The 26,557-nt window shown below is 39.6% G+C and carries 19 protein-coding genes and 1 pseudogene; 12 read left to right on the top strand and 8 right to left on the bottom strand.

Annotation, left to right across the window (positions count from 1 at the left end; all coding sequences use genetic code 11):
• The first annotated feature begins 7 nt into the window (after nt 1-7).
• Together IPI99_00095 and IPI99_00100 are read left to right on the top strand one after the other, a co-directional pair.
• Nucleotides 8-652, top strand: coding sequence for a class I SAM-dependent methyltransferase (locus tag IPI99_00095; GenBank protein MBK7338907.1), 645 nt, complete (start codon nt 8-10; stop codon nt 650-652).
• 8 nt (nt 653-660) lie between these two features.
• Nucleotides 661-1,530 carry a hypothetical protein gene (locus IPI99_00100; GenBank protein MBK7338908.1) on the top strand — a complete coding sequence of 290 codons (870 nt, stop codon included), beginning with the start codon at nt 661-663 and terminating at the stop codon, nt 1,528-1,530.
• Here IPI99_00100 and IPI99_00105 read toward each other — a convergent pair.
• Complete coding sequence (locus tag IPI99_00105; protein ID MBK7338909.1) at nt 1,516-3,279, bottom strand: BamA/TamA family outer membrane protein; 1,764 nt, start codon at nt 3,277-3,279, stop codon at nt 1,516-1,518. The genes IPI99_00100 and IPI99_00105 overlap by 15 nt on opposite strands.
• Here IPI99_00105 and hemW point away from each other — a divergent pair.
• From hemW to IPI99_00125, 4 genes are all read left to right on the top strand, one after another.
• Nucleotides 3,278-4,399 (top strand): radical SAM family heme chaperone HemW, encoded by a 1,122-nt coding sequence (hemW, locus tag IPI99_00110; GenBank protein MBK7338910.1) that lies wholly within the window; start codon nt 3,278-3,280, stop codon nt 4,397-4,399. The two genes, IPI99_00105 and hemW, sit on opposite strands and share 2 nt — an antisense overlap.
• A gap of 117 nt (nt 4,400-4,516) precedes the next feature.
• Nucleotides 4,517-5,560, top strand: a complete 1,044-nt coding sequence (locus IPI99_00115; protein ID MBK7338911.1) for a hypothetical protein — start codon at nt 4,517-4,519, stop codon at nt 5,558-5,560.
• A 139-nt stretch (nt 5,561-5,699) separates the two neighbouring features.
• Entirely contained in the window at nt 5,700-6,539 is an 840-nt protein-coding gene (locus IPI99_00120; protein MBK7338912.1) for an SPFH domain-containing protein, read from the top strand.
• Between the two features lie 445 nt (nt 6,540-6,984).
• The gene (locus IPI99_00125; GenBank protein MBK7338913.1) at nt 6,985-8,220 is read left to right on the top strand and encodes an MFS transporter; all 1,236 of its coding nucleotides are present in this window, start codon (nt 6,985-6,987) and stop codon (nt 8,218-8,220) included.
• 189 nt (nt 8,221-8,409) lie between these two features.
• On the opposite strand, the gene IPI99_00130 is transcribed toward IPI99_00125, so the two are convergent.
• From IPI99_00130 to IPI99_00145, 4 genes are all read right to left on the bottom strand, one after another.
• Nucleotides 8,410-9,135: an outer membrane beta-barrel protein gene (locus tag IPI99_00130; GenBank protein MBK7338914.1), complete on the bottom strand. Its 726-nt coding sequence runs from the start codon at nt 9,133-9,135 to the stop codon at nt 8,410-8,412.
• Nucleotides 9,136-9,173: 38 nt separating this feature from the next.
• Nucleotides 9,174-10,262: a proline dehydrogenase family protein gene (locus IPI99_00135; protein ID MBK7338915.1), complete on the bottom strand. Its 1,089-nt coding sequence runs from the start codon at nt 10,260-10,262 to the stop codon at nt 9,174-9,176.
• Between the two features lie 109 nt (nt 10,263-10,371).
• Nucleotides 10,372-11,103 carry a shikimate dehydrogenase gene (locus IPI99_00140; protein MBK7338916.1) on the bottom strand — a complete coding sequence of 244 codons (732 nt, stop codon included), beginning with the start codon at nt 11,101-11,103 and terminating at the stop codon, nt 10,372-10,374.
• A gap of 70 nt (nt 11,104-11,173) precedes the next feature.
• The gene (locus IPI99_00145; protein MBK7338917.1) at nt 11,174-14,131 is read right to left on the bottom strand and encodes a hypothetical protein; all 2,958 of its coding nucleotides are present in this window, start codon (nt 14,129-14,131) and stop codon (nt 11,174-11,176) included.
• Nucleotides 14,132-14,283: 152 nt separating this feature from the next.
• Between IPI99_00145 and IPI99_00150 the strand changes: the two genes are divergently transcribed.
• Nucleotides 14,284-15,183, top strand: coding sequence for a M23 family metallopeptidase (locus IPI99_00150; GenBank protein MBK7338918.1), 900 nt, complete (start codon nt 14,284-14,286; stop codon nt 15,181-15,183).
• Nucleotides 15,184-15,209: 26 nt separating this feature from the next.
• Here the strand turns inward: IPI99_00150 and IPI99_00155 are convergent, their stop codons facing one another.
• On the bottom strand, nt 15,210-17,120 hold the full coding sequence (locus IPI99_00155; GenBank protein MBK7338919.1) for an amino acid permease: 1,911 nt from the start codon (nt 17,118-17,120) through the stop codon (nt 15,210-15,212).
• Nucleotides 17,121-17,331: 211 nt separating this feature from the next.
• Between IPI99_00155 and IPI99_00160 the strand changes: the two genes are divergently transcribed.
• Nucleotides 17,332-17,697 carry a hypothetical protein gene (locus IPI99_00160; GenBank protein ID MBK7338920.1) on the top strand — a complete coding sequence of 122 codons (366 nt, stop codon included), beginning with the start codon at nt 17,332-17,334 and terminating at the stop codon, nt 17,695-17,697.
• Between the two features lie 134 nt (nt 17,698-17,831).
• Nucleotides 17,832-20,249, top strand: coding sequence for an endopeptidase La (lon, locus tag IPI99_00165; GenBank protein MBK7338921.1), 2,418 nt, complete (start codon nt 17,832-17,834; stop codon nt 20,247-20,249).
• Between the two features lie 723 nt (nt 20,250-20,972).
• Here lon and IPI99_00170 read toward each other — a convergent pair.
• Nucleotides 20,973-22,433, bottom strand: a pseudogene (locus tag IPI99_00170) (IS1182 family transposase).
• Between the two features lie 82 nt (nt 22,434-22,515).
• On the opposite strand from IPI99_00170, the gene IPI99_00175 reads away from it, so the two are divergent.
• Nucleotides 22,516-23,541 (top strand): hypothetical protein, encoded by a 1,026-nt coding sequence (locus IPI99_00175; GenBank protein ID MBK7338922.1) that lies wholly within the window; start codon nt 22,516-22,518, stop codon nt 23,539-23,541.
• 418 nt (nt 23,542-23,959) lie between these two features.
• On the opposite strand, the gene IPI99_00180 is transcribed toward IPI99_00175, so the two are convergent.
• Entirely contained in the window at nt 23,960-24,262 is a 303-nt protein-coding gene (locus tag IPI99_00180) for a hypothetical protein (protein MBK7338923.1), read from the bottom strand.
• Nucleotides 24,263-24,523: 261 nt separating this feature from the next.
• Between IPI99_00180 and IPI99_00185 the strand changes: the two genes are divergently transcribed.
• Nucleotides 24,524-25,027, top strand: a complete 504-nt coding sequence (locus tag IPI99_00185) for a hypothetical protein (GenBank protein MBK7338924.1) — start codon at nt 24,524-24,526, stop codon at nt 25,025-25,027.
• A 185-nt stretch (nt 25,028-25,212) separates the two neighbouring features.
• A complete protein-coding gene (locus IPI99_00190; protein ID MBK7338925.1) occupies nt 25,213-26,286 on the top strand; it encodes a regulator in 1,074 nt (357 codons plus the stop codon).
• Nucleotides 26,287-26,557: the final 271 nt, after the last annotated feature.

A 26,557-nucleotide genomic window follows, 5' to 3' on the forward strand; every position in this document is an offset into this window, starting at 1 on the left:
TATAAAATTGAATTTCATAAATCAAATTTCTGAGATACTCGACTATTGCGATAAAAATACATCGCCACAAGACGAGGTATTGCATGAGTTGGAAAGGCAAACTCATCTCACCACACTTTCACCACAGATGATATCAGGTCATTATCAAGGCAGATTGTTGTCCGTCATCAGCCGGTTGATCAAGCCGACAAATATTTTGGAAATCGGTACATTTACTTGCTACAGTGCGCTGTGTCTTGCAGAAGGGCTGGAAGTCAACGGTAATGTACATACCATCGATCCATGCAGGGATTATGATGAGTTGATCATGAATGTCGCATCAAAGTCTCCATATTTTTCAAATATCATCAGATACAAAGATCCTGCTGAGGAAATTTTGCCACAGATGGAAAATGTATGGGATCTGGTTTTTGTTGATGCAGTCAAGCAAGACTATCCATTATATTTTTCAATGGTCAAAAACAAAGTCAGAGCCGGTGGAGTGGTTATCGCTGACAATGTACTACTTTATGCTGAAGTTCTCAAAGAAAATAAAAATGCTTCAGCTCAGGCCCTGGATTCGTATAATCAAAGCAGAGTGGCGGACAGAGACTGGACAAGCATCATCCTACCAATTCGTGATGGCCTATCTATTTCCGTTAAAAACAAATAATTTGCCCAATGTGGAAAATTATTCACAAGGAAGACATCTCATACGATTCCGATTTTTTTGAACATAATGCAAATATGCATATGTTATATAAGACAAACTCCATTTTCATACAGGCAGCTCACAGCAAAATCATTCTACCTCTTCATAGTAAAAAATTACTGTTTCTGAATAAATTGATTCAGGAATTATTTATTCAAAAATATTTCATTAGCGAACAATGCACACCAGAAGAAAAGGATAAGCTTCTTGCTTTTCTTATGAATCATTTTTCATGTGGATCCATATCACTAGATGCGGAAATTTCTACTCCTACTCAAGTACATTTAGCTCAAAAAACAAATTTTATAATTCCGATTCAATCTGATTACGAACAAATCTACTCCAGATTCAACACGCATCACCGGAGAGCAATTGCAAAAAGTGATCATCTTGAATACTCAGAAAATATGGATGTTGCTGCGTTTATAGATTTTTATTTTTCGAACAGAAACCAAAATATCCAAAAAAAAATATTGGATCGGCAATTTTTCGAAAAACTGATTCATTTTCATCTACGGCATGATAGCGGCTTTATTTCCAATATATCTGCTGGATCATGTTTGGCTGCCTGCTTTTTTATTCGTGACAATCATCGAATTGTTTATCTGATACCTGTGAGCAGCTCGGAAGGAATGAGGTCGCATGCCATGGCCCAACTGATCAATCAGGTGATCAAACGGAATTCAAAGAGCAATTTGATTTTTGATTTTGAAGGTTCAGAATTACCCGGAGTAAGACAATTTATACAAGGTTTTTCACCTCAATCTCAAGCCTACTATAATTATCAATGGAATAACCATCCGCTTTGTAAATGGACCCTGGCTCTAAAAAAAATTTGAATATCCGAAATGTACTTTTATCGCATCCCACTGCAAAGGCTGAGATCCTGACTTTCCCCAGGCAAATTGAAATGTAAAATCGCCAACCTTTGTCCCGAATTGCATACCAATGCCTGTACCAAAGTAATTCCTTGAGATCAAAGATTCTTGTAATGGAGTTTGTGCGAACATATAATCAACAAACCATTGTAAAAAACTTTTTCTGTCCAGTTTGAATCGGATTTCCTGGGACAACCATGCATAATTTTGCAGCCACAATTCTCCCTGATTAAAACCTCTGATGGAATTGAAGCCGCCCTCGCGGTATAGCTCATTAGATCTCAGGTTTTGAGCTGAATAATGGTATTTGACTTTGATCGCTGATCTGGAAACGAAAATTTTATACAAGGGATGAAAATATTCACCCGAAATATCAGCTACAATGTTCCATTTGTTTTGCTGCAGGCTATCCAATTCATGCATTAACTGTACATTTTCTTCCAGATATTTATTCAGGGCGAGTGGTAGCTTATAATTTTTTCTTCCCAATTGCAATCCAAAATTCCATTTCCATCCTTCTCCTGGATATCTGATGTCGTCTAATAAATTCTGTTTAGCAAAAAATCCTCCTAATCTCTGTACAAAGTCCAGTTGATCCGGCAGTCTCCCAGATTGAATGATTGAGCTACTATCTGCCTGGATGATGAATGATTGTAAAAATTTATAATTCATCCCGAGCAATAAATCCCCTGTGAATTTATGTTGAACACGGCCATCATGTTCAAGGGACAAGAAATTTTCCTGATTTTTTATCATTTTGAAATAATACGCAATTCCAATTGGTAGTATTTGAATATAAGGAAAATCAAAAAAGCTATAAAACTGACTGGTTGCAGGATCGAGATTCTCATATTTGAGATAAATTTCTTCACCAAGTTTCAATGAATTCCATAAATCAACTTCTGCCTCTCCTGCCAATTTATATTTCTGAGTCGATTGAGAATTTATCCTGACTAATCCAAGGAGGACATTCAATTTATTTGAAGGTTTTTTCTTCAAATATAACCAGACCTGTGCCTGACTTCCAAAAAATAATAAACGGGGAGAATGATCTAAATCCAGATATGGTAATCGGCGAATTTTCTTCTCCATTTGTGACAATTTAGATTGATCAAAAATGGATTGATAATGAAAGTCCAATTCGTAGTTTAAATATTTCTCTCGCAATAATTCTTTTGGTTTCTGGTACAATCTACTGAAATTTACTTTTTTGCCTTTGTCTATAAATATCTCCATCTGCAGAGAATCATTTGACAACATCAGAGTATTTGTCCTGATTACACTGAACGGGTAACCTACTTCTGAATTCCGCTTGATATATGATAAAATTTCATACTCTACTTTTTGTACATCAATCGGATGATGATTTGAGTTTAATTCTGGAAATTGTGTTGAACTATCCGTTGCATGCACTACAAATTTTATATTCTGCACCTTGCTACCCAGAGAATAAAGTACTACAGCTGTATCCTTTGTCTTCCAACTGAGATCCATCCCTGTTGACAAGTAACCTTCCTTCAACAATTGTAGATATTTAGATTGCAATGATTGAACCAATTGAACGCTATCTGAATATACCAAATAAATTTTGGACAAACTTACTTTATTTTGATCTCGGACATGCTGTTCCAAAACCAATGGCTGTGCAAACAGATTGAGATGAATACACGTCAGAAGAAACGCAAGTAAATACTTACATTTGCACATCATGATTGAAGCGGGGCTTTATCTGCATATACCATTTTGTCGTCGTAAATGTAATTATTGCAATTTTCATTTTTCTACAAATCTGTCTTACCGCAAAAGAATGATAGATTGTATAACGAAAGAAATTCAAAATTGCTTATCCAACCGCGATCAAATTGCATTCCGGACTATTTATTTTGGTGGAGGCACTCCCTCGATTCTTGACGAATTTGAACTGAATTCATTACTGGACAAGATTTCACAATATGTAAACTGGTCCGATGTACAGGAGTTTACATTTGAAGCAAATCCGGACGACATCTATGGCAATAAACTTAAACTCTGGAGACAGCTAGGAGTCAATCGACTCAGCATCGGTGTACAGTCTTTTGTGCAGGAAGAGTTAGTTTGGATGAACAGAATACATGATTCAAATCAAGCTCGGACAGCTATATTACAAGCTCAAGACCAGGGAATTGATAATTTGAGCATTGATTTGATTTATGGATTGATCCACGCTCAGCCTTCTTCTTTAGCTTACAATTTGTCCATCATGAATGATTTATCAGTTCCACATTTTTCGGCTTATGCATTGACTATTGAGGAGAATACGAAACTGGCTTATGATATTAAGAAGGGACAATCTTTACCACCGGATGAGAATTTTCAAATCAATCAATTTGATGAAATTCTTGATTTCTGTTTTGAAAACCATTTTGAGGATTACGAAATTTCCAATTACGCAAAAAAAGGATTTCGATCATTACATAATTCGAATTATTGGAATGGGAGTATGTATTTTGGATTTGGCCCATCTGCACATTCTTTTGTAGATGGAATACGATACGAATCTCTCAAAAATAACGCATTGTACATGAATGCTGTCGAATCCGGTTTGGATACCAGGCAAGCTGAAGAAATGACAGATGACACCAGGTGGAATGAACACATTATGTTGCGATTGAGAACGAAAGATGGATTGAACACTGAGCCACTGAATGGAAGTCCTCATTATGGCTCTCTCCTCAATAATCTCAATCAATTGGTTGATGACGGCTATTTACTTCGTGAGGGAGAGGTATTTAGGTTTACCCGCAAAGGAAAATATATTGCTGATCATCTGGTATCAGAACTTTTTGTGTAAAAGCGTCCCGGGGATCAAAGTTAGATTGCATACACATTAAGTATTTGTTAATATCTCTGTCCAAAACTGATGATGAATTAAAATAAACCCAATTTTGTGTGTTCAAAAATAGATATTATGAATAAAGTGATATTGTCCCTCCTAGCGATTATTTTGATGATCAGTGCATGTAAGAATGATCCAAAAGGAGCTCAACAAATGCCACCGGAAGCGACCGACCCTGCAAGATCAGGTGAAGCCTATTCGATGACTCTGGATGGCAAAAAGCTTATGGAGTGGAATGAACCCGCAGAAATTAAAGCCAAAAATGATGCTGCAATATCGAACACAAGGACCAGATATTTACAAGGTCTAAATGATGTCACAAGATATCTGGAATACGCAAAATCCTATTTAGCGGACGGACATGTTGAAAATGCAATTTCAATTTTGGACAAAGCTGCGGCAAAATTTGAAAACACTGCAGACGTATTCTATTGGAGAGGTGAGGCAAAAATAAAGGGACGCCAGTTTGCAGAAGCCAACTCAGACTTCTGGAAAGCCGCTAAATTAATGGAAACTCAACAGGGATATAAAGGACTCGTCAGGTTGACAGGTATTGATTCTATACTCAATCCATCCTTGCATTATCTGAACTATCAGGGCATGGGGATGAGCTACCAAGCAGCCGGAGAACTCAACAGCGCTGATAAGATGTATGAAGTGTGTGGCGATTTTTCCACCAATCCGGATTTATGGACAGTATCCTATTATTACCAGTATCAAAATTATGCGCGCTCAGGGAACGAAACAGGAGCTAAGGAAGTGATGGCTACTGTGGACAAATCAAAGCAGACCCTACCACCCTTCAAGCCTTATCTGGATGCTTTGTTATATTGGAAAGGAGATATTGCAGAAGATGACCTTGTGGATTTAGATCAAATGCCACATTCCTCCGAAGAAGCCAGACCGTGGCTCATCAAGGCTTATGCTCTGGTGGTGAAAGCCATGATCGAAAAGAAAAACGACAAAGCTTTGGAATATTGCAACAAAATATTGAGCTGTGGCTACTGGGCTCAGTATCCTTATATCCTTGCAGAATCCGATGCTCTTCGCATACGTAAAATCCAGATCCCGAAAACCGACGTGATCGACATCCGTGGGACTTCCAAACCAAACTAATTCTAGTCGGTTTTTTCTGAATTTTGGTCGAACAATTAGCTGCTTTCTTGCATGAATTGAAAGCGAAGAGGAATCTATTTTTGATCTGATTCGTTAGTATTCTTATATTTCAAATGTATTGAAATATTAAACAATTCACATGAAAGAAAAAATTTTCAAAGCAATCAACGGTTGGCTTGTGCTATTCTTAGTTTTCGCCTTGTTGGCGGCAGGCTTTATTTTTCAAAACCCTATTCTATGGGTTATTTTAGGTGTAACTGCGAGTATTATCACGCTTGGATTTACTATAATCTCTCCAAACAATGCGGTCGTCATGACCTTATTTGGAAAGTATGTGGGATCTATCAAAGAAGACGGCTTCTTTTGGACAAATCCATTTTTCTTCAAGAAAAGACTAACACTTCGTGCCAATAACTTTGATAGCGAAAGGTTGAAGGTCAATGACAAAAGAGGTAACCCGATCCAAATCAGTGTCATTTTGGTGTGGAGAGTACGTGATACGTTCAAAGCAGCTTTTGAAGTAACAGACTTTATGTCTTTCGTCAGGGTGCAAACAGATGCTGCAGTAAGAAAGCTTGCTGGTATTTATCCTTACGATCATATTGATGATAATGACGAAATCACGCTTAGGTCGGGACACCAGGAGATCAATGAACAGCTTGAAAAAGAACTTCAAGAGCGCCTGAATATTGCAGGTATTGAAGTTTTGGAAGCTCGTATAGGCTATCTCGCTTATGCTCCGGAAATAGCTGCCGTTATGCTCAAAAGGCAGCAAGCTGAAGCTATCGTCGCTGCCAGGTACAAAATTGTTGAAGGTGCACTGGGAATGGTAGATGGTGCCTTGACTCAATTGGACAATAAAAAATTAGCCAGTTGGAATGATAAAGAGAAAGTAAACCTCATCAGCAATCTCATGGTGGTTTTGTGTTCCGACAAAGAGGCTGTACCAACTATTGAAATGTCTGCAAATGAGCGATAATTTTTCGGACACTCCAGACAATTGAAGCGCGGCTCATCCAAATTTGGATAACAATAAAATTACCGAATGAAAGTCGGTTCAATGCGTGGGTTCACTCACGCATTTTTTTTTGATAGCAAATTCGCTTAATCATTCTGACAATTAATTTGAAAATATAGAATGGATGAAATTACAACACCCTGCATCCTCATTGATTACATGGCATCTGATTTCATTTTGAGACCAACCATGCCGCCCTCTTTGAATTTTCGCCAGAATCAACTGCATTGAATTCAGGATTTTCTGCGAAATTAAATTACTTCGTACAACTCCGAATTACATGGTAGGCTCAGTTAATCCCGACTAAAAAAATACATACTCATTGTAACAATTTGGATAGTCCGGGCATTATTCCTTGTGTTTTACTTTAAAGCTTGGATTTTATAAATCCATTTGCTCATTTTTTATGCTCCAACGCACAATTGGTATATACAAGGATTCTTTTGGTGGGTTGCAATCCACCGTGTGGTTGCTCTCTGCGCTGCAATTGATCAATCGCAGTGGGACCATGGTATTGCCTTTTATGTCCATGTACATGACCCAAAAGTTGGGTGCGACACTATCTCAGGCAGGAGTTGTTTTGATGTGTTTTGGACTGGGTGCAATCGTGGGCTCTTTTGCAGGTGGAAAATTAACAGACAATATCGGACACCGCAAAGTGATGATCGGATCACTTTTTGCCGGAGGCATCTTTTTCATCTTCCTAGGTTATTTAAAAAACTACCAGTTGATCTGCCTGTTTTCCTTCCTATTATCTGCAATCAATGAAGCATTCCGACCGGCAAATATGGCAGCCATAGGATCGTACAGTGACGAGACCAATCGCACACGGTCTTCATCATTGGTCCGTCTCTCCGTCAATCTGGGATGGGCAGTAGGTGCCAGCATCGGAGGATGGATTGCAGCCCACAATTATCAATGGTTGTTTTGGGTAGATGGCACAACGAATCTGGTCGCAGCCGGTTTTGCCATGATTTTTTTACCAAAGGGAACAGAAGAAGGAAAGCGACAAAAAAAATCTGATGAAACAGGATTGGTGAATTCAGTTTGGAAAGACTCTGACTACCTGATATTTGTGCTATTGAAGTTTTTGTATGCAATTTGTTTTTTTCAATTATTCAGTACACTTCCGGTTTTTTTAAAAACAATTTATGTATTAGGAGAACATCAAATTGGTTGGGTGATGGCACTCAACGGACTATTGATAGCTATATTTGAAATGGTCATCGTATTTAAGCTTTCTCAAAAAAACAATTATCAAGCTTATATTTTTATAGGCACCATTCTGATGGGAATTTCATTCATCATATTGAATTTTGTGTTTACAAATTTATTTGCTATGGCATTGATTTCGTCGATCATCATTACAGCTGCAGAAATCCTGACGATGCCATTTATGATGGGTTATATGCTCAATCGCGCTCACCCAAGCAATCTGGGGCAGTATGCCTCACTGTACGTACTCGCATTCGCAGGTGCCAATGTGGTTGGACCATTGACAGGTTCTATGATCGCAGATCACTATGGCTTCAATTTTTTGTGGTGGTGTGTGTGTGGATTATGTATTCTCACAGCATTTGGTTATGTCCTACTATTCAAACGCACATCACAGAAAGTGGTGACATCTCAGAATATCGATTAAATCTGTTTTTTGCAGTAGAAATTTGTTGTGGGCAAACACTTTAGGACATAATCCAAATATTACAGATGAGGATCTGATGCGCAACAAATTGAATGTATCATCCGGATATAAGCGACAAAAAAATCACATCAAGAAAAAAGGTCGTCAAACTATGACGACCTTTTCTATATAAATAAATTGATCTTCTGATTAGAAACTGAAAATCGTAGCTCTCTTGCTACAAGAAGATTTTCCATAGAAACCCAAGGCAAAATTCGCTTCCATCATGATTTGAACGAAAGCCGCATTTGTCGATTTAGATGAATATTGTGCTACCTGATTTGGTGTCGGATATTTAGCTGCTTTTCCATCAGCATTAATCATATCTCCAAATCCATAGCCCATGCGCAATCCAATCATAGTAGTGAAAGTTTCATAGTTGAACAAATATCCTCCTATGCCAAATACTCCGGATAGATAGTTTTTGTTGTAATAGTCTGTCACATCGGTATTAGGATCGTTGGGATCATTATTTTTAACTTTCTGGACCAAAGAGTACTGCGGACCTAACTCTACATAAACACCATCTTTTTGCATTCTGTAGAGCAAAGCGAGGTCTATATTATTCCAGGAAATTTTGTGATCGTATCTGGTATTTGATTTCAGGTAATCAAACTTTTGGTTAAATCCTGAATATAATGCATCAATAGTAATACCATTGTACAAACCAAAGAACAAACCTACCTTCCCTCCTATAGAATAGCCTCCATTCAAGTGATGTTCGTAGTCTTTGTCATCAAAAAGATTTGAGTTCAATAAGCCGGTCAAACCATAACCTCCCTTGAGACCTGCGTCCATCCATGCGTAAACTTTCTGCGCTTGGGAAGTTTGATTGACTAATAATGCAAGAAAAAATAGAAATACAATTTTTTTCATCGATATCATTTTATTTCGTTTAATAAATTTACAAGTCATTATTTGATGAGCCCTCTTCTTTTCATTTCGCTGTCCAGTAATTTTAATTCCCTGCTCATGTCACCGGTCACACTGCTATTCTCCTGAGCACGACGTATGAGATAAGGGATGACATCTTTTATGGGGCCATAAGGAACATATTTGGCCACAATATAATCATGTGCAGCTAAATTGAATGTGAGATTGTCGCTCATGCCGTACAGCTGGCAGAAATTCATATGAGGATGGTCTACAGGAATATTGTTCTGCTTCATTAATTCTACCTGCAGAGCATTGCTTTCCCAATTGTGCGAAGAATTGACCAGAGAAATCTGTTCCGGAAACTGCACACAAAATCTTATCGCATCGTTATACTGATTGTCGGTAGCTTCCTTATTTACCTGGATTGGATCTTCTATCTGGAGTTGTGAGGCACGCTGTCTTTCTTTCTCCATATAGGCTCCTCTGACAATTTTAGCACCGAAAATAAAATTCTGTTTTTTCGCAGATTCAAAATCTTCCTTCATTGCATCAAGCCTACCCTTTCTATACATCTGGTAAGTATTGTACAAAATTGGTTTTTCTTTATTGTACTTTACCATACATCTCATAACCAGCTGGTCGATAGGATTTTGTATCCAGCTTTCTTCTGCATCTACAAATATGGAAACACCGAGCTCATAAGCTTTCTCGCATAATAATTCGAAGCGCTCTTCCAATCTCTCAAAACACACTTTACTATAGTTGTCTAACTCAGCTCCGGCATGAATTTTTTCCAACACAGAAAATGGAATATATCCCGTCAGTTTTGTTGAAATCACAGGAACATTTGAACTTGAATATGCAAATTCTATTGCGTTTAGATTTTCATCTAAGGTGTGTTTGAAATCTTCTTCAGTCTCCTTTGCTTCAACACCATAATCAAGTATAGTCAGCGTTTTTTTTGAATACAGTTTGTCGATCACCTTTTGACATTCCAGAAGGCTGGTACCACCACAAAACTGCTTAAAAATTGTTTCTTTAATGATCTGGTCTCCGATATGAAAAGGCAGATTGGCTAATAGATTACCAAAAAAACTTCCCATTTTTACCAAACTCGGTTTGTTCATCAATCTGAACAGATAATGCGTTTGTCTGAGTTCTCTGTCTGACTTGTGAGAAAAGGCTATTTCAGTATTTAAAAAGTCAATATTCGGCTCGCCTGGTTCGGTCATAATTTTAAAGCTTCGTCCAAAATTTCCACGACAATGCAGCCTGTCTCCATAACATGTCCAGGCCATTTTTGATGTGGACTTGATGTAAAGATCCTAAGCTCAAAAATAATGTTTTTTCGGGATTGTACACCAGATCATAGAAATAGAATGTTTTATCCAAAAGCTCATACGGCAACAATGCTGCGGTCTGAGTATGTGGATACATCCCCAGCGGTGTGGTGTTGACGATCAGTTTGAATCTGTTCAGAAAGAAAGGATCCAATTGTAGCGCAGTGTCAGGAGATGCGCGATTGACCACCAGAAAAGGGATACCACGCTGCGCCAGCGCCCATTGTACTGCTCTCGAAGCACCACCCTGTCCCAGAACGAGTGCCGAATCCATAAAATCCTGAGGTAGAAAATCGCTCAGGCTGTCTAAAAAGGCCGGTCCGTCTGTATTGTGACCTTTCCATTTGCCGTCCACATTTTTCACAGCATTGATGGCCCCGATTTCTTGAGCTTCCGGTGTCAGCGAGGCCAGAAAAGGCAAAATTGCTGTCTTGTACGGTATGGTAACATTGAAACCTTTCAGGTGATCGTATTCCGACAGAAAAGCTTCCAATCCGGATTCATCTTCAATAGGAAAATTGAAATATTTGTGATCGTGCAGCCCTTCTTTTTCAAAAAAATCATTGAAATATTTTTGTGAAAAAGAATGTGATAAAGATTTGCCTATTAATCCAAAGGTCTGCTGCATGATCCAAAAGTTCTTATACTAATCAGGATTTGCAGAAAGATAATCTACAGAACTCACCACTGCATCTGGATTATTCCGGCTTCTTGATAGAATAATTTTTGTCGAAAAAAGGTTTGTATTCTTTAAAGGATTTGGACTTCAATACTTCCCGATAATTATTCTGACTAATGACATAGATCTCGTAATTTGTAAAGCCGTTGATATATTCCAATTCTCTTTTGATCACATTGCGATAATAGTTCATCGCTGCATCTTTGCTTTCAAACTTTCTGATCAGATATACCGGATTGTTGTCGTCAATATCCAATTGCACCGTACTCATTTTTAAATTGTCTGATTTGTGGTATTTCACATTGTAGTCGGATATTGAAAGTTTGATATTCTGTTCATCTTTTGAGCTTGGATTGTACAACTGAATCGTGATGAAATGCAGCACGTTATCTTCTGCAGTAAATTTTGCACTATTTTCTGTAAGATTTGTCACTTCGACAAATGCGTCTTTGTCACCTTTCAGGAAGCGAAGAATTTCTTTGGCTTTGGTCTCTTCAGGAGTTGATGGATAATTGGCCACAACATCGCGAAGTGAATTGATGTATACGTCCTTCCCCTGAGTACTGCCTACGCAGAGAACCGTGAGCAAGGCTATTTTTGCTTGCAAGGGGTGTGGTCCTTTCATTTTTGATTGAAGGCTCTGCAATTGCTCATAAGCCAAAGCGTAATTTGACTTGCTGTAATTTTCAAATGCCATTTTATAGTCTTCAGCGATGGAATCTTTGCGGATGGAAAGTGATTTTGAATATTCCGGATCCATCAATGATTTACCATAACGCGTATCCGGAAACTCCCTCTTGATTTGGTCAGCATAGGAATTAGCGCAACCCGCATCATTCAGATCCATGCAATTCAGGTAAAGTATGTACAACACATCTGCTTTGTGGACTGACTCAGGATACCTCTTCAACAATGCTGTCAAGGCGTCCTTAGACTTCTGGTAGGCGTGTATTTTGTCCCTGTAATTCAAGCCTAACAGATACATGGCTTCTTCAATCTTTTGGTTGGCTTCTCTGAGCTCTTCAGGAGTATCCGGCAGAGCATTGAGTATCTGTGCGAGATCTGCCTCCAAGCTGTCCTGGTTTTCAGTAGTTTCGACTCCGGACTTGACTTCTTCGGCTATGTTAAAGCTGGTTTTGTTGCTTCTGCGCCAGTTGTCTTCCAGAAGTCGGTTGCCCCAAGATTGTTGAAACTCACTCCTACCGCGATTTGTTGCACGGATATCGTAGGCAAAAAATGTGCTCAGCTTTCCGCTGCTTGAGTTATTTTTTTCGTTCTGTTCGTTGATATTGTTCAATCCACTTTCAGCCCAGGCTCCGATATCCTCTACCCGATTTCCCAATCTCGGGAATTTTTTTCCGGATGGGCCGGGGATTTCTGCCAATTTTGGCTTATTGGCATTTTTCATTTGTATCGCAAGTGAACGCTTTTCTTTTACCGGAAGCTGAGACATCCGGATAAGGCTATCTTGCAAAACAATGACCTCGGTGTTTTTTGCGATTTCACTGAGGTTGGCAACCAGAAGAGAAACATCCTTTCGTCGCTCGTCATTCTTCGGAATAAAACTCAGTGTACTGTCGTAATAATATTTGGCCTGAACAAAATTCTCCTGATCGAAAAAATGATTCGCCAAAAGATAATAGTTTTCTGCTTTCAGGTCATTGGTAATCTGCGGTGACTGGAGCGATTGGTTGAGGTAGTTGATGGCATCAGCTGTCTGGTTATTTTTCAAACTGATCAAAGCCAGGTAATGGTAAATTTCGCTGAAGAACTCTTCATTCTTACTTTCTTTCAACATCTTCTGGAGCTGAGAGGCGATATCTGTCTGAGATCCTCCCAGGTCTGATTCGTTTACTGACTTGCTCAACAGAGCATGGAACTCCATGTAATAATCAGGCTTGAAATGCAGACATTGGTTAAAGGCTTCCTGTGACGCCGCAAAGTTTTTCTGCTTCTGGTACAGTTGCCCCACGATATAAGCATACCTCGCTTTTTTCTTTTTCTTTTTGGTGACGGAAATCGCTTGCTGTAATGCCTGAATCGCCATTTCGTCTTTTTTGGATTTTATATACAGATCAGCTTTTGAGGCATAGAGTTCCGACTTCAGTTTTGTTGGAGTCAGAGGATCCTTTTCAGCATCCTGAAACAATCTTTCGGCTTCATAATACTTGCCCCTTTCTATCAGGTTTTTACCCGACCAGATCAATGCCTCCCAGTATGCCGGTGTGTGCTTGACCAACCAGTTGCCTTCATTTGTAATTTCTTTGTTGGATTTAGCTTTGACGGGCTTGGGTGTTTCGATCTTGTCTTCGACGACTGTTTTTGTGTTCTTCTCCGTAGGCACTGTTGGTTTGCTGGTCTTTATCCCTTTTTTCCTGTCTTTGGCTGCTTTTTTCTTTTGCTTTAGAGCCTCCTTTTTGGCTTTTTCTCTTGCCTTGGCTTTGGCTTCGGCTTTCTCTTTGAGTTCTTTTTTACGGTCAGCTGCTTCTTCTTTTTTCTGCTTGGCTGTCTTTGCTTTTATCTTCTTCAGGCTGGTCTTGTTCTTGTAAGGATTGTATGTTTCCAGCAGAAACCGATATGAGTTTTCTGCAGTCTCGTAGTCCTTTTTATAGTATTGAGCTTTGCTGAGCAAAAGGTAGCAATCGTCGGCCCAACGAGCCACTTTATGGAGAGTCAGGTCCACCGATAGTTTTTCAATCGCCTTGTCAAGATTGGGCTTGTGGGACTCGACTGTGGGCAGCGCATTGTACGGAAATACAGGAAGCACTCTGGAATAATTGTCCTTGTAGGATTGTTCCATCGCCAAGACGGTCTCGTGTACCAATTCATTGGCATTGAAATAACCATTATAGTAAGAAGTCGTGTTGTGATAAAACTTCTTGATTCCCGAAACTTCGCCTTTTTTCTTTCTGGTCACACAGGCTGAGGCAAGCAGGGAGATCAGGGAAAGTACTACAACAATTCTCAAAAATTTCATACGTTTGAAGCTAAATAGTCATCACACTCCTCTGTCGGGCGAACTTTGCTGAGTCCTGCATTCCGGAATCTTGTGATTTATTTTTTACTGAAATACAATACTGTACAACTAAAAACAGGGCAAATTTATTTTAAAAAAGCTAAATATTTCTCATGTCTTCCAAATGGTCTTCTCTAAAAAATAAACTTCGGACCCACCTGGAAAAAAGTTTCCTTCTCATCCTGAGAGATGAGGAGACTTTTGAAGAAACTGCTTCATATAAACTGACCCTCCTGAATATCTATATTCTGGGGAGTTCGATACTGCTCGTCGTAGGGATTCTCTTGTGGCTACTCATCGTGTTCACCCCCCTGAGAAAATATATTCCGGGATATGGAGATGTAAGCTACCAACCGGAATACACCAAACTGCAAAAAAAGCTGACAGAAGTTGAAGAGCAGTTGAAAGCACAGGAAGTCTATATTGAGGGTATCCAAAGAGTTCTTACCGGCAACCCACAGACCTCCAAGGACATCACCAAAGATGTAAAGTTGGTTCAGGAATCTGCACAACCCGTCAAAAGAATCAGAGAAGACTCCTTACTGCGCAATGAGTTTGAAAGCCAACCCTTGAAAAAGGTCAACACCATAAGTGGTACTTATTCCGGCGCGAAAGCAACGATCCGTCAGATCGATCTGGCCGATATTAAGTTTTTTCCTCCGCTAAGTGGCCCTCAAGGAGCCAGATATGGCCCTGACAAAGACCACCTTGGAGTCGATATTATCGCGCCTGCAAACTCCCCTATCAAAGCGGTACTGGCAGGAACCGTACTGCAATCTGACTGGACACTGGAAAATGGTCATATGATCTCCATCCAGCATGATTTCAATCTGGTATCCATCTACAAGCACAACTCCGCCCTGCTCAAGAAAACAGGCGCTCAAGTGAAAGCAGGCGAGGTGATCGCCATCATAGGCAATACGGGTACGCTTACCAACGGTCCTCATCTTCACTTCGAGCTGTGGCAAAACGGGAGGCCCATTAATCCGGCACTCGTATTCAAATTTGATTGACGACAAGCTTTGTGCTTCGAGACAGATCAGGCGGATACCCTGTTGAGTTTGCTGTTTCTGATGCTATAGCTGAAATAGATGATCAAGCCGATGATCAGCCAAACTGTGAAACCAATCCAGTTTTTCAAAGGAATCTGTGCCATCATGTACAGGCAACTCAATACGCCGAGGACGGGAATCATACTGTACTTGTAGAGTACTGAAAGCAAGGTCATGAGTGCAAATGTAAAGATGAAGATCCACATCGGAATCTTGTGTTTGAACAACTGCCAACCTGATTTTTGTATCGTATCAAGGGACCAGTTTTGAGATCTCAGGAGCTGCTCGTATTTGTCTTGAGGCATCGTTTCCAGGTATGAAACGACGTCATCTCCGCTCTTGCTCATGCCCTCTAAATCAGAAGTCAAGAGGCCATTCTTGAAGGTCTCCAACTGGCCTTGATTCAGGTCTGTGATCAGTTCAGAAGCTGACTTGATTTCAGGATCATTGCCTACAAAAGAGCTCAACCAATCCTTGCCGTACCAAGATAAGAGCAGGACTGCCAGAGCGGCGAGTAGAGGCATGTAGATTCTTCCGTTGAAGTAGGGTATCCGGAATTTTCCCCTTTGGACATTTTCGTTTTCTTCCAGCATCAGAACTCCTGCGCACACCAGTACAAAGGCAAACAAGGTACCTATACTACAAAGGTCAGTCACTGTAGTCAGATTGAGGAAAAGTGCAGGAACAGCGACCACGAATCCGGTCACAATAGTAGCAAAACCAGGAGTCTTGTATTTCGGATGGACCTCTGCAAATTTCTTCGGCAACAATCCATCTCTGCTCATTGCCATCCAAATGCGCGGTTGTCCTAACTGAAAAACCAAAAGCACACTGGCCATAGCAAAAAGTGCACTGACGGCAATGATGCCGCTGATCCAACCGAGATTTACTTTACTAAACACAAATGCAAGCGGATCACCAACCCCAAGTTCATTGTAAGGCACCATCCCTGTGAGCACCAGTGCGATGAGCACATAGAGTACAGTGCAGATCAATATAGCATACATCATCCCCTTTGGCAGGTCTCTCTGGGGATTTTCGCATTCTTCTGCTGTAGTGGATATCGCATCAAAGCCGATATAAGCAAAAAAAACTGCCGAAACTCCTTTGAGGATGCCTCCGATACCATTGGGGGTGAATGGGGACCAGTTTGCGGTATTGACATAAAAAGCACCTACCACGATGACAAACAGCACTACGGCGAGTTTTACAATAACCATAAGATTACTGGCATTTCTGGATTCCTTCATGCCTCTGTACACCAACCAGGTGATCAGGATGATGATAAATAATGCCGGAATATCCATGATGACCGGGGTTGAGAACAGATGTGGAGCTTCCTGAACAGCCAGGTATGCCTGTTGCATATTGGTTGGAAGACTATCCAATGTCTTGCCTGCTCGGATCAGCGACTCAGCGTCCTGAGACATAGTCCTGGCGGTCACCCAGTCCATTTGCATCCAGAGAGGTAAGCGAATGCCCATACTCTCAAGCAGTCCCGACAAATAGTCACTCCAGGAGATGGCTACAGTGATATTGCCTATGGCATACTCCATGATCAAAGCCCAGCCGATAATCCATGCAGCGAGCTCTCCGAAGCTGGCATAAGCATAGGAATAAGCGCTGCCTGACACAGGGTATCTACTGGCAAATTCCGCGTAGCAGAACGCAGCAAAACTGCAGGTGATGGCAGTAAATAAAAACAAAAAAATCACCCCCGGTCCACCGTCGGCACTGGCAGTACCTATCGTACTAAAAATACCGGCTCCAATGATTGCTGCGATACCCAAAGCAGTGATATCCCTTACTTTGAGGATCTTGTTCAGTTTGACCGCAGGTGCATGCGGATCATCGTCATGGATTTTGTGGAAATCTTTTTTTCGGAATAATCTCTTCATCGTAATTCGCTTTTGGCGGGGCGGATCTATGCTTTTCGTCCCTGAGGCGATCAGTAAAAATCCGAAATCCCTACGGATGACAATGATATCTGTTTTCAGGCAGAATCTGTTAGTGTTTCTTCCAAATAATTTCAGCTGCCGTCCGCAGGAGCAGACATTTGATTCATATCATTGAGAAATTTTATATAACTTTACCATCAAATCGAAATCCATGATGAGAAAAAGTTTTGCTGTGTTGATCTTTGGTTTAAGTGTGCTATTTTACTTCAGCTGCTCGAAAGACAGCGGTTCTTCTGACATAGACTGTACAGGTATCGTCGCTTCGTATGACTCCAATATTAAGTTGATCCTGAACACGACCTGCAATCAATCAGGATGTCATGCTGCTAGTAATCCTGCAGGCGGATTGGATCTGAGCACATACACCAAGGCTAAAAATGAAGCATTGAACGGCAACCTCATCTGTTCCATAGAGCATGGTTCAGGCTGTACTCCTATGCCTGATGGTGCTGCTAAGATGGATGTAAACACCATCAAGCTCTTCAAGTGCTGGGTACAGAACGGCGCTCCACAATAGATTTTTTCCAAACCCCAGGTCAGCTTGTCATTTAACTTGACATAGTGTCAGGATTTTTTCAATGGCACAAGGATTGTGTTTCTCCCACACAATGGCAGAGGTCTGCAATGACCCGAGCTCAAAATCAGCAAAATATGAAAATAGATCCAATATACTTTCAAGGCAATCCATTGGGTGATACCGAGATGATCCCTTTTGTCGCAGTAGCAGACGATGAAGAACCGACCAAAGATGAGGTTTTCGGCGAGATCATTCCCGTCATGCCACTGAAAAATACGGTACTCTTTCCCGGAGTGATCATACCGATCACCGTAGGCCGGGACAAGTCCATGAAAGCGATACTCAAAGCTCATGACAAAGACAGATTTATAGCCGTACTCACACAGTTAGACAGCAAAACAGAAGATCCGGGATTCGGTGACCTGTACAAGACCGGAACCATCGCCCGCATTGTCAAACTCCTGAAAATGCCGGATGGCAGTCAGACAGTCATCTTGCAGGGCCGCAAGCGATTTACCCTTGCTGAAGCCATCAAAGAAGATCCTTATCTGGAGTGCAAAATCAATCTGAAAGACTATGTCAACGCCTCCAACAAAATAGAGTACGATGCGATGATCAAGTCCCTCCACGAAAAGTCGAGGAATATCATCGAGCTCTCTCCTCAAATACCCAACGAAGCCCAGCTACTCCTGCGCAATATCAACAATGACAGATTCCTGCTGAATTTTATCAGCTCGCACCTGAGCATCCCTATTCAGGAGAAGCAAGCCCTGCTCGAAATGGATAAACTGGATCAAAAAGCAGATAAACTGATCACCTACCTCGCTGCAGAACTCAATCTGCTGGAAGTCAAAGATCAGATCGAGTCAAAAGTCAGGGGCGATCTGGAAAAGCAGCAGCGGGATTATTTTCTCAATCAGCAACTCAAGACTATTCAGGAAGAGCTGGGTCAGGACCCACAGGAACAAGAGGTCGAAGAATTGCTCAAAAAAGCGGAAAAGAAAAAATGGTCTAAACCGGTAGCAGAGCATTTCGCTCGCGAATTGCAAAAAATGCAACGCATGAACCCTCAGGTAGCGGAATACTCTGTACAGCTCAATTATCTGGAGCTCATGGTGGACCTGCCCTGGGGCGAACTGACCAAAGATAAATATGACCTGAAAAAGACCAGACAGATTCTGGACAAGGACCACCACGGCTTGGAAAAAGTCAAAGAGCGTATCCTCGAACACCTCGCAGTACTCAAGCTCAAAGGCGACATGAAGTCTCCTATCCTCTGCCTCGTCGGCCCTCCGGGTGTCGGCAAGACATCTCTGGGCAAATCCATTGCGACTGCACTGGGTAGAAAGTTCATCAGAATGTCTCTGGGAGGCCTCCACGACGAATCCGAGATCAGAGGGCATCGCAGAACCTATATCGGTGCCATGCCGGGGAGGATATTGCAATCTATCAAGAAGGCCAAAACATCCAATCCAGTATTTATCCTGGATGAAGTCGATAAGATCGGCAAGGATTTCCGAGGAGACCCTTCCTCTGCGCTCCTGGAAGTACTCGATCCGGAACAGAACTCCACCTTTCACGACAACTATCTGGATCTGGAGTATGACCTTTCCAAGGTGATGTTTATCGCTACTGCCAACTCTCTGAGCACAATACAACCGGCATTGCTGGACAGGATGGAGATCATTGAACTGCAGGGATACTCTACAGAGGAAAAGGTAGAAATCGCCAACAGGCACCTGATTCCTCAGCAGCTCAGCGAGCATGGCCTCAAACCCAAGCAAGTCAAGCTAGACGAGACCGTGATCCGAAAGATCATCGAAGAGTATACCCGCGAGTCAGGGGTCAGGTCGCTCAACAGACAGATCGCCTCAGTCATGCGAAGGGCGGCGCGAGATGTGGTGATGGAAGGCCAAAAATCTGTACAGATCAAAGCCGACAAGCTGAAAGATATGCTCGGTGTGATCCGGTACAACAACGACACTTACCAACACAACCTTGTACCCGGAGTCGCTATCGGGCTGGCCTGGACGAGAGTAGGTGGAGACATACTCTATATCGAGACCAGTATCTCCAAAGGTAAGGGCAAACTGACCCTCACCGGAAATCTGGGAGACGTGATGAAAGAATCTGCAACTTCAGCCCTCAGCTTTATCAAGGCTCATGCAGCAGATCTGGGTATAGACAATGAGTTTTTTGAGACGCACGACCTCCATGTTCACGTTCCGGAAGGCGCTATTCCAAAAGATGGACCCTCCGCCGGCATTACCATGCTGAGTGCCATAGCTTCGGTGATCAAGCAGAAGCCTATCAAGGCCTTCATGGCGATGACGGGAGAGATTACCCTGCGGGGCAAGGTTCTTCCCGTAGGAGGTATCAAAGAAAAAGTATTAGCAGCCAAGAGAGCCGGCATCAAGAATATCATGATGAGCCAGCAGAATCGAGACCATGTAGCGGAAATCCCTGCAGAGCATCTCAAGGGCCTGGAGTTCATATATGTGGACAGTATGACAGAAGTCCTGCATCATGCCTTGGGCTTGAACATGTTTTAGTGGTGAATGTCGAACCAAAATTGACAATCCTTTGAGCTTTACTGTAGAAAATCATCAGGGAGTGACCCCGTCGTCCGATGTCCTTGGGGTCGCCGTCCTTCGTGGTTCGCTATTCGCTCCGTCAGCCTCATAAGGCTGACCATCTGCGCCGCACTCCGGCAGGCTCACTCAGATGAGAGAAATCTGAGAAAATAATCCTGAATCCACTCAACAAAATGAGACTAAATCCTCCTTATATTTGCTTGTCAAAGCTCAAACCGCCCTTAAAAATGAAAAGAAACCCTGGTCACATAGAAGATATCTACGCCATAAAATATATACGCCATATGGCGTATATATTTTATGGCGTAGATAAAGATGTTAGCGGTCATGCTATTACGACCCGTACAAATATCAAACATAAGAACAAATGGCAAATTTTTTAAGACAGTTAGAAAACCCACAAATAAACTATGAACAGTTTTTTACTGTCATGCGGGACTTCCGAAAAGGAGGACTAAATCCGATAATGTTTGATGACTTTATGCAAACTATTCAAACGTCAGACTGTGAAAATACCATATTTTTTGTTTTCAAGAACATAAAACACCTGGTAAAATTTGATATAACCGAATTTTAGACATGATACAGGCACTATTTTTATAGACCGCCGAGTAGTTTGAAAAAAAATAAGCTCTCCCAAAGGCTTAAAACAAGCCAGTTTTGAGAAAAATTAGGGTCTTTCTTGTAAGGAGAAACCCAATTTCTCAATTTTTCGATAAGCATCGGAACCCCAAGTATAGAGAAACATCGTTTGATGTTGTATACAAGCATTATTAAACTGTGTTCACCATTCACTTTTACTAATCCTTTAAGGTTGGTGTAATAATATCCCCATTTTCTTTTTATGGTTCCAAAGATATGCTCATTAATTTCTTGTCGCTTACGGTACAATACTGCATTGTCTTTATAGCGTTTATTGTTCTCTTCCACCGCAGAAGCAAATTCACTTCTCTCTATTTCTCTACCTCCACTTGCTCTTCCTGTACAGAGATGTTTTACCGGACATGTTTTACAGTCGGGTGTTCGGTATTTTTTAAATCTATAACTGTTATGATTATCTCTTGATTTCTTATGCCAGGAACCGGTTGTATTTAAAATATTTCCTTGTGGGCATGTATAACAATCGCTTTCTTCATTATAAATGAAATTCGTTACTACGTATTCTGGTGTGGTTCCATGTGTGTTGTTATTCACTATTTCAGAAGGTGCAACGATTGTAACAATATTTGCATCTTTGCATTGCTGAATTTCTCGCCCATTGTGATAGCCTTTATCTAGAATAGCAATAAAATTATCTGCTGCTAAATTTGCTTTTGCTTCGAGTGCGATATCTGTTAAGGCATTCCTGTCATTGCGATTTATGGTATGAGTGGCAATGACCAATTTATGTTTTTCATCAACCGCAGTTTGGACATTGTAACATACCTCCACGACTTGTCCATGAACCAACAATGCTCTGGAATCCGGATCAGTAGTACTTATCTGTTGTTCGTTTGTAGTAAGGAGTTGTTCCTGAAGAATTTCATACTTAATTTTATTCTTCTTAAGTCTATTTATTTTTTCTTGGATGTCAGAAACTTTGATTAAGTCGTCCTGAGAATCGTTTTGTTCAAGTAGATTGATGTATTCTGTACTTTTCTCTTCAATATAGGCTAAATGTCTCTCAATTTTCTTTTGATTGTAATTATTCTTTTGCTGTTGTGGGCTCTTGACTTTGTGCCATCAATAGCAACAACTTGTCCACTGACTAAATCGATATCCTTCAAAAATGAAACAAATAATTTGAACACGTTTTTTTAATGCTTTAGGATTGTCTTTTCTGAAATCAGCAATGGTATGATAATTTGGTTTCAAGCCTAATGTTAACCACTGAAGTTCGATATTGCGACAGCATTCTGTTTCTAATCGGCGACTACTTCTCAAACCATTTAAATAGCCATACAAATAAATTCTAAGAAGTGTAGCAGATTCAAAACTTGGTCGACCCTCATTCTTTAAAGTCTTTACTTCAAATCCAAGTTTTAACAAATCCAATTGCTCTACAAATGCGTCAATAAATCGAACGGGATTATCCTGTCCTATTGAGTCTTCCAATGAACTCATCTGCATTTGTAATCTTGGTATGCCGGTAACATGATTCATAATGTATAAAAATACACATTACAATTAATATTGCCACGATTTATTTATATTAATTTTTTGGGAGTTTTTTCACAACCTGACGTTGCCAGCAATTTTCGTCAGACAAGAAAAAGACTACAAAATATTTGACAGGTTCAACTTGACTGACGTTACGGAAGAAGATTTTTCAGCCATAATAAGGGAGGTAATGAAACGTGGTATTGAGAAAAGTAAGTTTTGTTGGCATCCACAAGCAAGCAATACAACATGTAAAGTTGATGGTTCTGGGAAAATTATCGTTAGTGCTGCACACTCTATTCAAAATAATGGAGTTTTGAGTAAAATTGTGAAGAACGGACATGTAATGAGTTATGCATTTGACAAAGGAGAGTTTGAAGGCAAAGAACTTGGTAAAAACCATGCTTCAATATTTTGGGGGTTCTGTAACATTCATGACGCTATTTTCAAGCCAATTGAAATTGCACCATATGCAGGAACAGCAGAGCAACATTTTCTATTTGCATACCGAGGTTTTGTAGTTGCATCACACAAAAAAATAGAGGTTTCAAATTGGATAAATTACGGAACACAATCCGACAATGACATTACAGAAAATCGAAAAATATTTGATGCGGCAATTCTTTCAAACGACTTTTCTGTAATTGAAACACATGTTTTTGAATTACCTGCATTTTATCCAATTGCAGTTTCATCCTCCTTCTATTTAGACTTTGACTTTGAAGGAAATCCCATCAAACATTCTGACGACAGAATGGAGGATATTTTTGTAACCCTATTGCCAACAGACAACAAGACCTATTTTTTATTAAGTTATTTTCAGCAGGACAAAAACTTATATGGACATTTAGGTGAGCAATTGACAAAGAGAAATAATTTAAAATCGGACATAACAATGCTTATAGCCGCACATACTGAAAATGTATATTTTAATCCAACATACTACACGACATTTATTGAAAAATATGAAAAGGAGTTGGAAGTAATAATGTTTCAATCACAAATGGACTACGCTTCAATTGACGAATATAGCAAACTGAATGTGGACTTCTCTTTTACACCAAGTAACTATTTAAATAACCCTTATGGTATTAACTTCTTTGGATACTGAAGTTATAAACTTGAAACGACACCGTTGCTTGGGCAGAGAAGCACGAACCGCTAACATTTAGCCGTATAGAAGAAAGTCCAAAGGAAAAATACAATAAAAAGCTAATCGTCACTTACAGATAATGATAAAATAAAACTACAACGGGCTTTCTGCTATAAAGCTGAGAGAAGGGTCTCTCAGTTCTCTCATCAGATGCATCTCTATGCATCTGGTCTTGAATAAAATTCAAGACTTCATTCGTTCATATTCAACGAGACCTCTTCTTAGGTGTCATAGTATATCAATTGAGTTTTTTTAGGTCAAGCTTTTACTTTTTTAGTAGTACAATTATTAGTTTTTTTGCATAGCTTCGCCACAGAAAAATCTACATTAATTTTTCTGGAAGTAAATGTATAACAATATTTATTTAGGGTAATTTTCATGGAATGTCGATGTTTATTAATGGAGAGCCTTTGTTTTGTATGGTCTGGACATCGATCAAAATGCCGTTGATGCAAATACTTGTTTTGATCAGGATTAATTTTCCAGTTTTGCAGATGGGACATAGACTTATGTCAATTCCTGTTTTGATCAATACGCGCAATTGAATTGGTATTTCCACTTTTGGCATTGGTGGCGGCAGTTTCAATAGATTATGCAACTTTGCAATACGTTCATTTTTACCTCGATGGGACAAATATCCCGCATGATGTGTATCATTCGGAGCAAGGGTTCCCACCAAAGAAAGTTCACTTTTGGATAAGCAAATGGTAAGTTGATTAACATAATAGTCACAAGAAAGACCCAAATTTTTCTCAAAATTGGCCTGTTTTAAGCCTGTGGAAGCTCTTATTTCTTAAGCAAACTATTTGACCTCCAACATAATGTTGCCTTTATTGGTCAAATAACTCAGTCAATTGAATCTTTATGGTATTTTATGTATTTGGATACATTAAAAAAGGTATATTTACAGTCTGATGTGGTCGCATTTATACATTGAACTATGAAAAACAACATTTTATTTGCAATACTCTGTACAACATTAATAATTAGTTGTGCCAAAGAAAATAAAAGCGAAGATAAAATTACATTTACTGGAATAACGAAGACTGATATTCAGGGATATATTATCTCAAAAGACAGTACAGACTGGAATTTTAATGATTTATGGATTGATCAAGAAACAAATCTATTTACTTCAAGAAATAATAGAAATTGCCTAAATACATTGGACTATAACATAATTGCATCACCAAATCCCAATAACGGAATCTTTATGATATCAACTGTAATGCCAAAAACTTCATTGGCAGAATTTAGACTTGTAGATGAAAAATTTAATAAATTAGTTTCATTAGATTCAATTTTTACAAAAGACACATTTAACTACAAAAGAATACAAATTAACGTTACTTCATTTAATCAAAAAGGAATCCTTAGGTTGTATTATAAAATGATTGAAAATAACTGTGAAGCTATTGGTCATGGTGATATATTAATTGAATAACAATAACCTGTATTCAACAGCAATTTGACAAAATGTCGGATTATGTTTTAAACTCAACTCGTGTTTTTTAAGTTAACTTTACAAATTATTTTATCTTATGAGCTACGAATTTCGTCTCATCGCCTTCCCTCCAGTCGTTTTAAATCATACAAAAATTGAAATTACCAACAATTAAGGATATTACTATGACAGCTGGAAAAATATTCCTTTTAATTTGCTTGACAATTTTTGCTTCCTGCAAAGGACAAGAAAAAACAAACACAACTAAAGACCCAAATAATTCCACTTCAAGCCCGAGAATAATTAGAAACTTTAAAGCTGTTGCCATTGCCCCTGATTTTGACACTACTTTAGTCAGCCAATATATTCGCAGTATTTTTCAAGACTCGAAAGGGAATTTATGGTTTGGTACATTAGGAGAAGGCGTTGTGAGATATGATATAAAAACGTTGACCTACTTTTCTTATCCCGATAATTTTATTAACAACTCCGTTTTTGCCATAAATGAAGATAAAAATGGAAATATTTGGTTTGGAACCGATCAAGGGCTTTACAAATACAATGGAAAAGTATTTAGAAATTACAAACAAAAAGATGGTTTAAATCATATTGAGATAAGCCGAAAAGGAATTCATGTCGACAAATCAGGTACAATTTGGATAGGAACTCATGGTGGAGTCTACCAATATGACCCTACTGCCGATAACAATGGGGAACAATGCATCAATCTATTTCCATTACTTCCATCAATAGATGTTGCAGGTATAATGGAAGACAACAATGGCAATATTTGGTTTGCTACTTCTGATAAAGGTGTCTTCAGGTACAATGGGTTGACGGTTGCCAATTTTAATGAGAAAAAAGGTCTAAGTGATAACTATGCAGGTGGTATTGCACAAGACCAAATAGGCAATATGTGGTTTACAATGAAAAACGGTATTTGCAAATTTGATGGAAATAATTTTACAGAATACACTCCTAAAGACGGCTTAGGCGGTACAGAGTTTTGGGGAATAAATATTGAACAGTCAGGTGTTGTTTGGGTCACAGCCCGAGGAAGTACGACGAGATTCGACCCTTCCATTCCATTGCCAAACACAAAAGCCTTTACAGTTTTTACACCGGATGATGGTTTGAATTGTTGCGTACAAAGTATGTACCAAGATAAATCTGGCAATATGTGGTGGGGTACAGGAGCAGGACTCTTTCGATTTGATGGCAAACGATTTTACCAGGTTAAACAAATGGGTCCTTGGTAAATTACTCAACTAGCAGACAATGCAGAGTTGAAAATAAAGCTCATAATAAACCAAACATTCGACGTCTTAAGGGCAAATATTTGGAGCTAGCAGATATAGCTGTACACTTGTAAATCCAATGACTAACTTTACAAATATTTGGGAATATCTTAGCCAATTCATTTCTCTTCATCAAACCTACACTGCAAATTGAGAATTATTTATACTAGAAAAAAATCATTATTCTTATAGCTAGATTATGTATGCTTATTTCAAATACATTTTATATCAT

The sequence above is a fragment of the Saprospiraceae bacterium genome (genome assembly GCA_016710235.1).
In the GTDB taxonomy this organism is placed as follows: Bacteria; Bacteroidota; Bacteroidia; order Chitinophagales; family Saprospiraceae; genus Vicinibacter.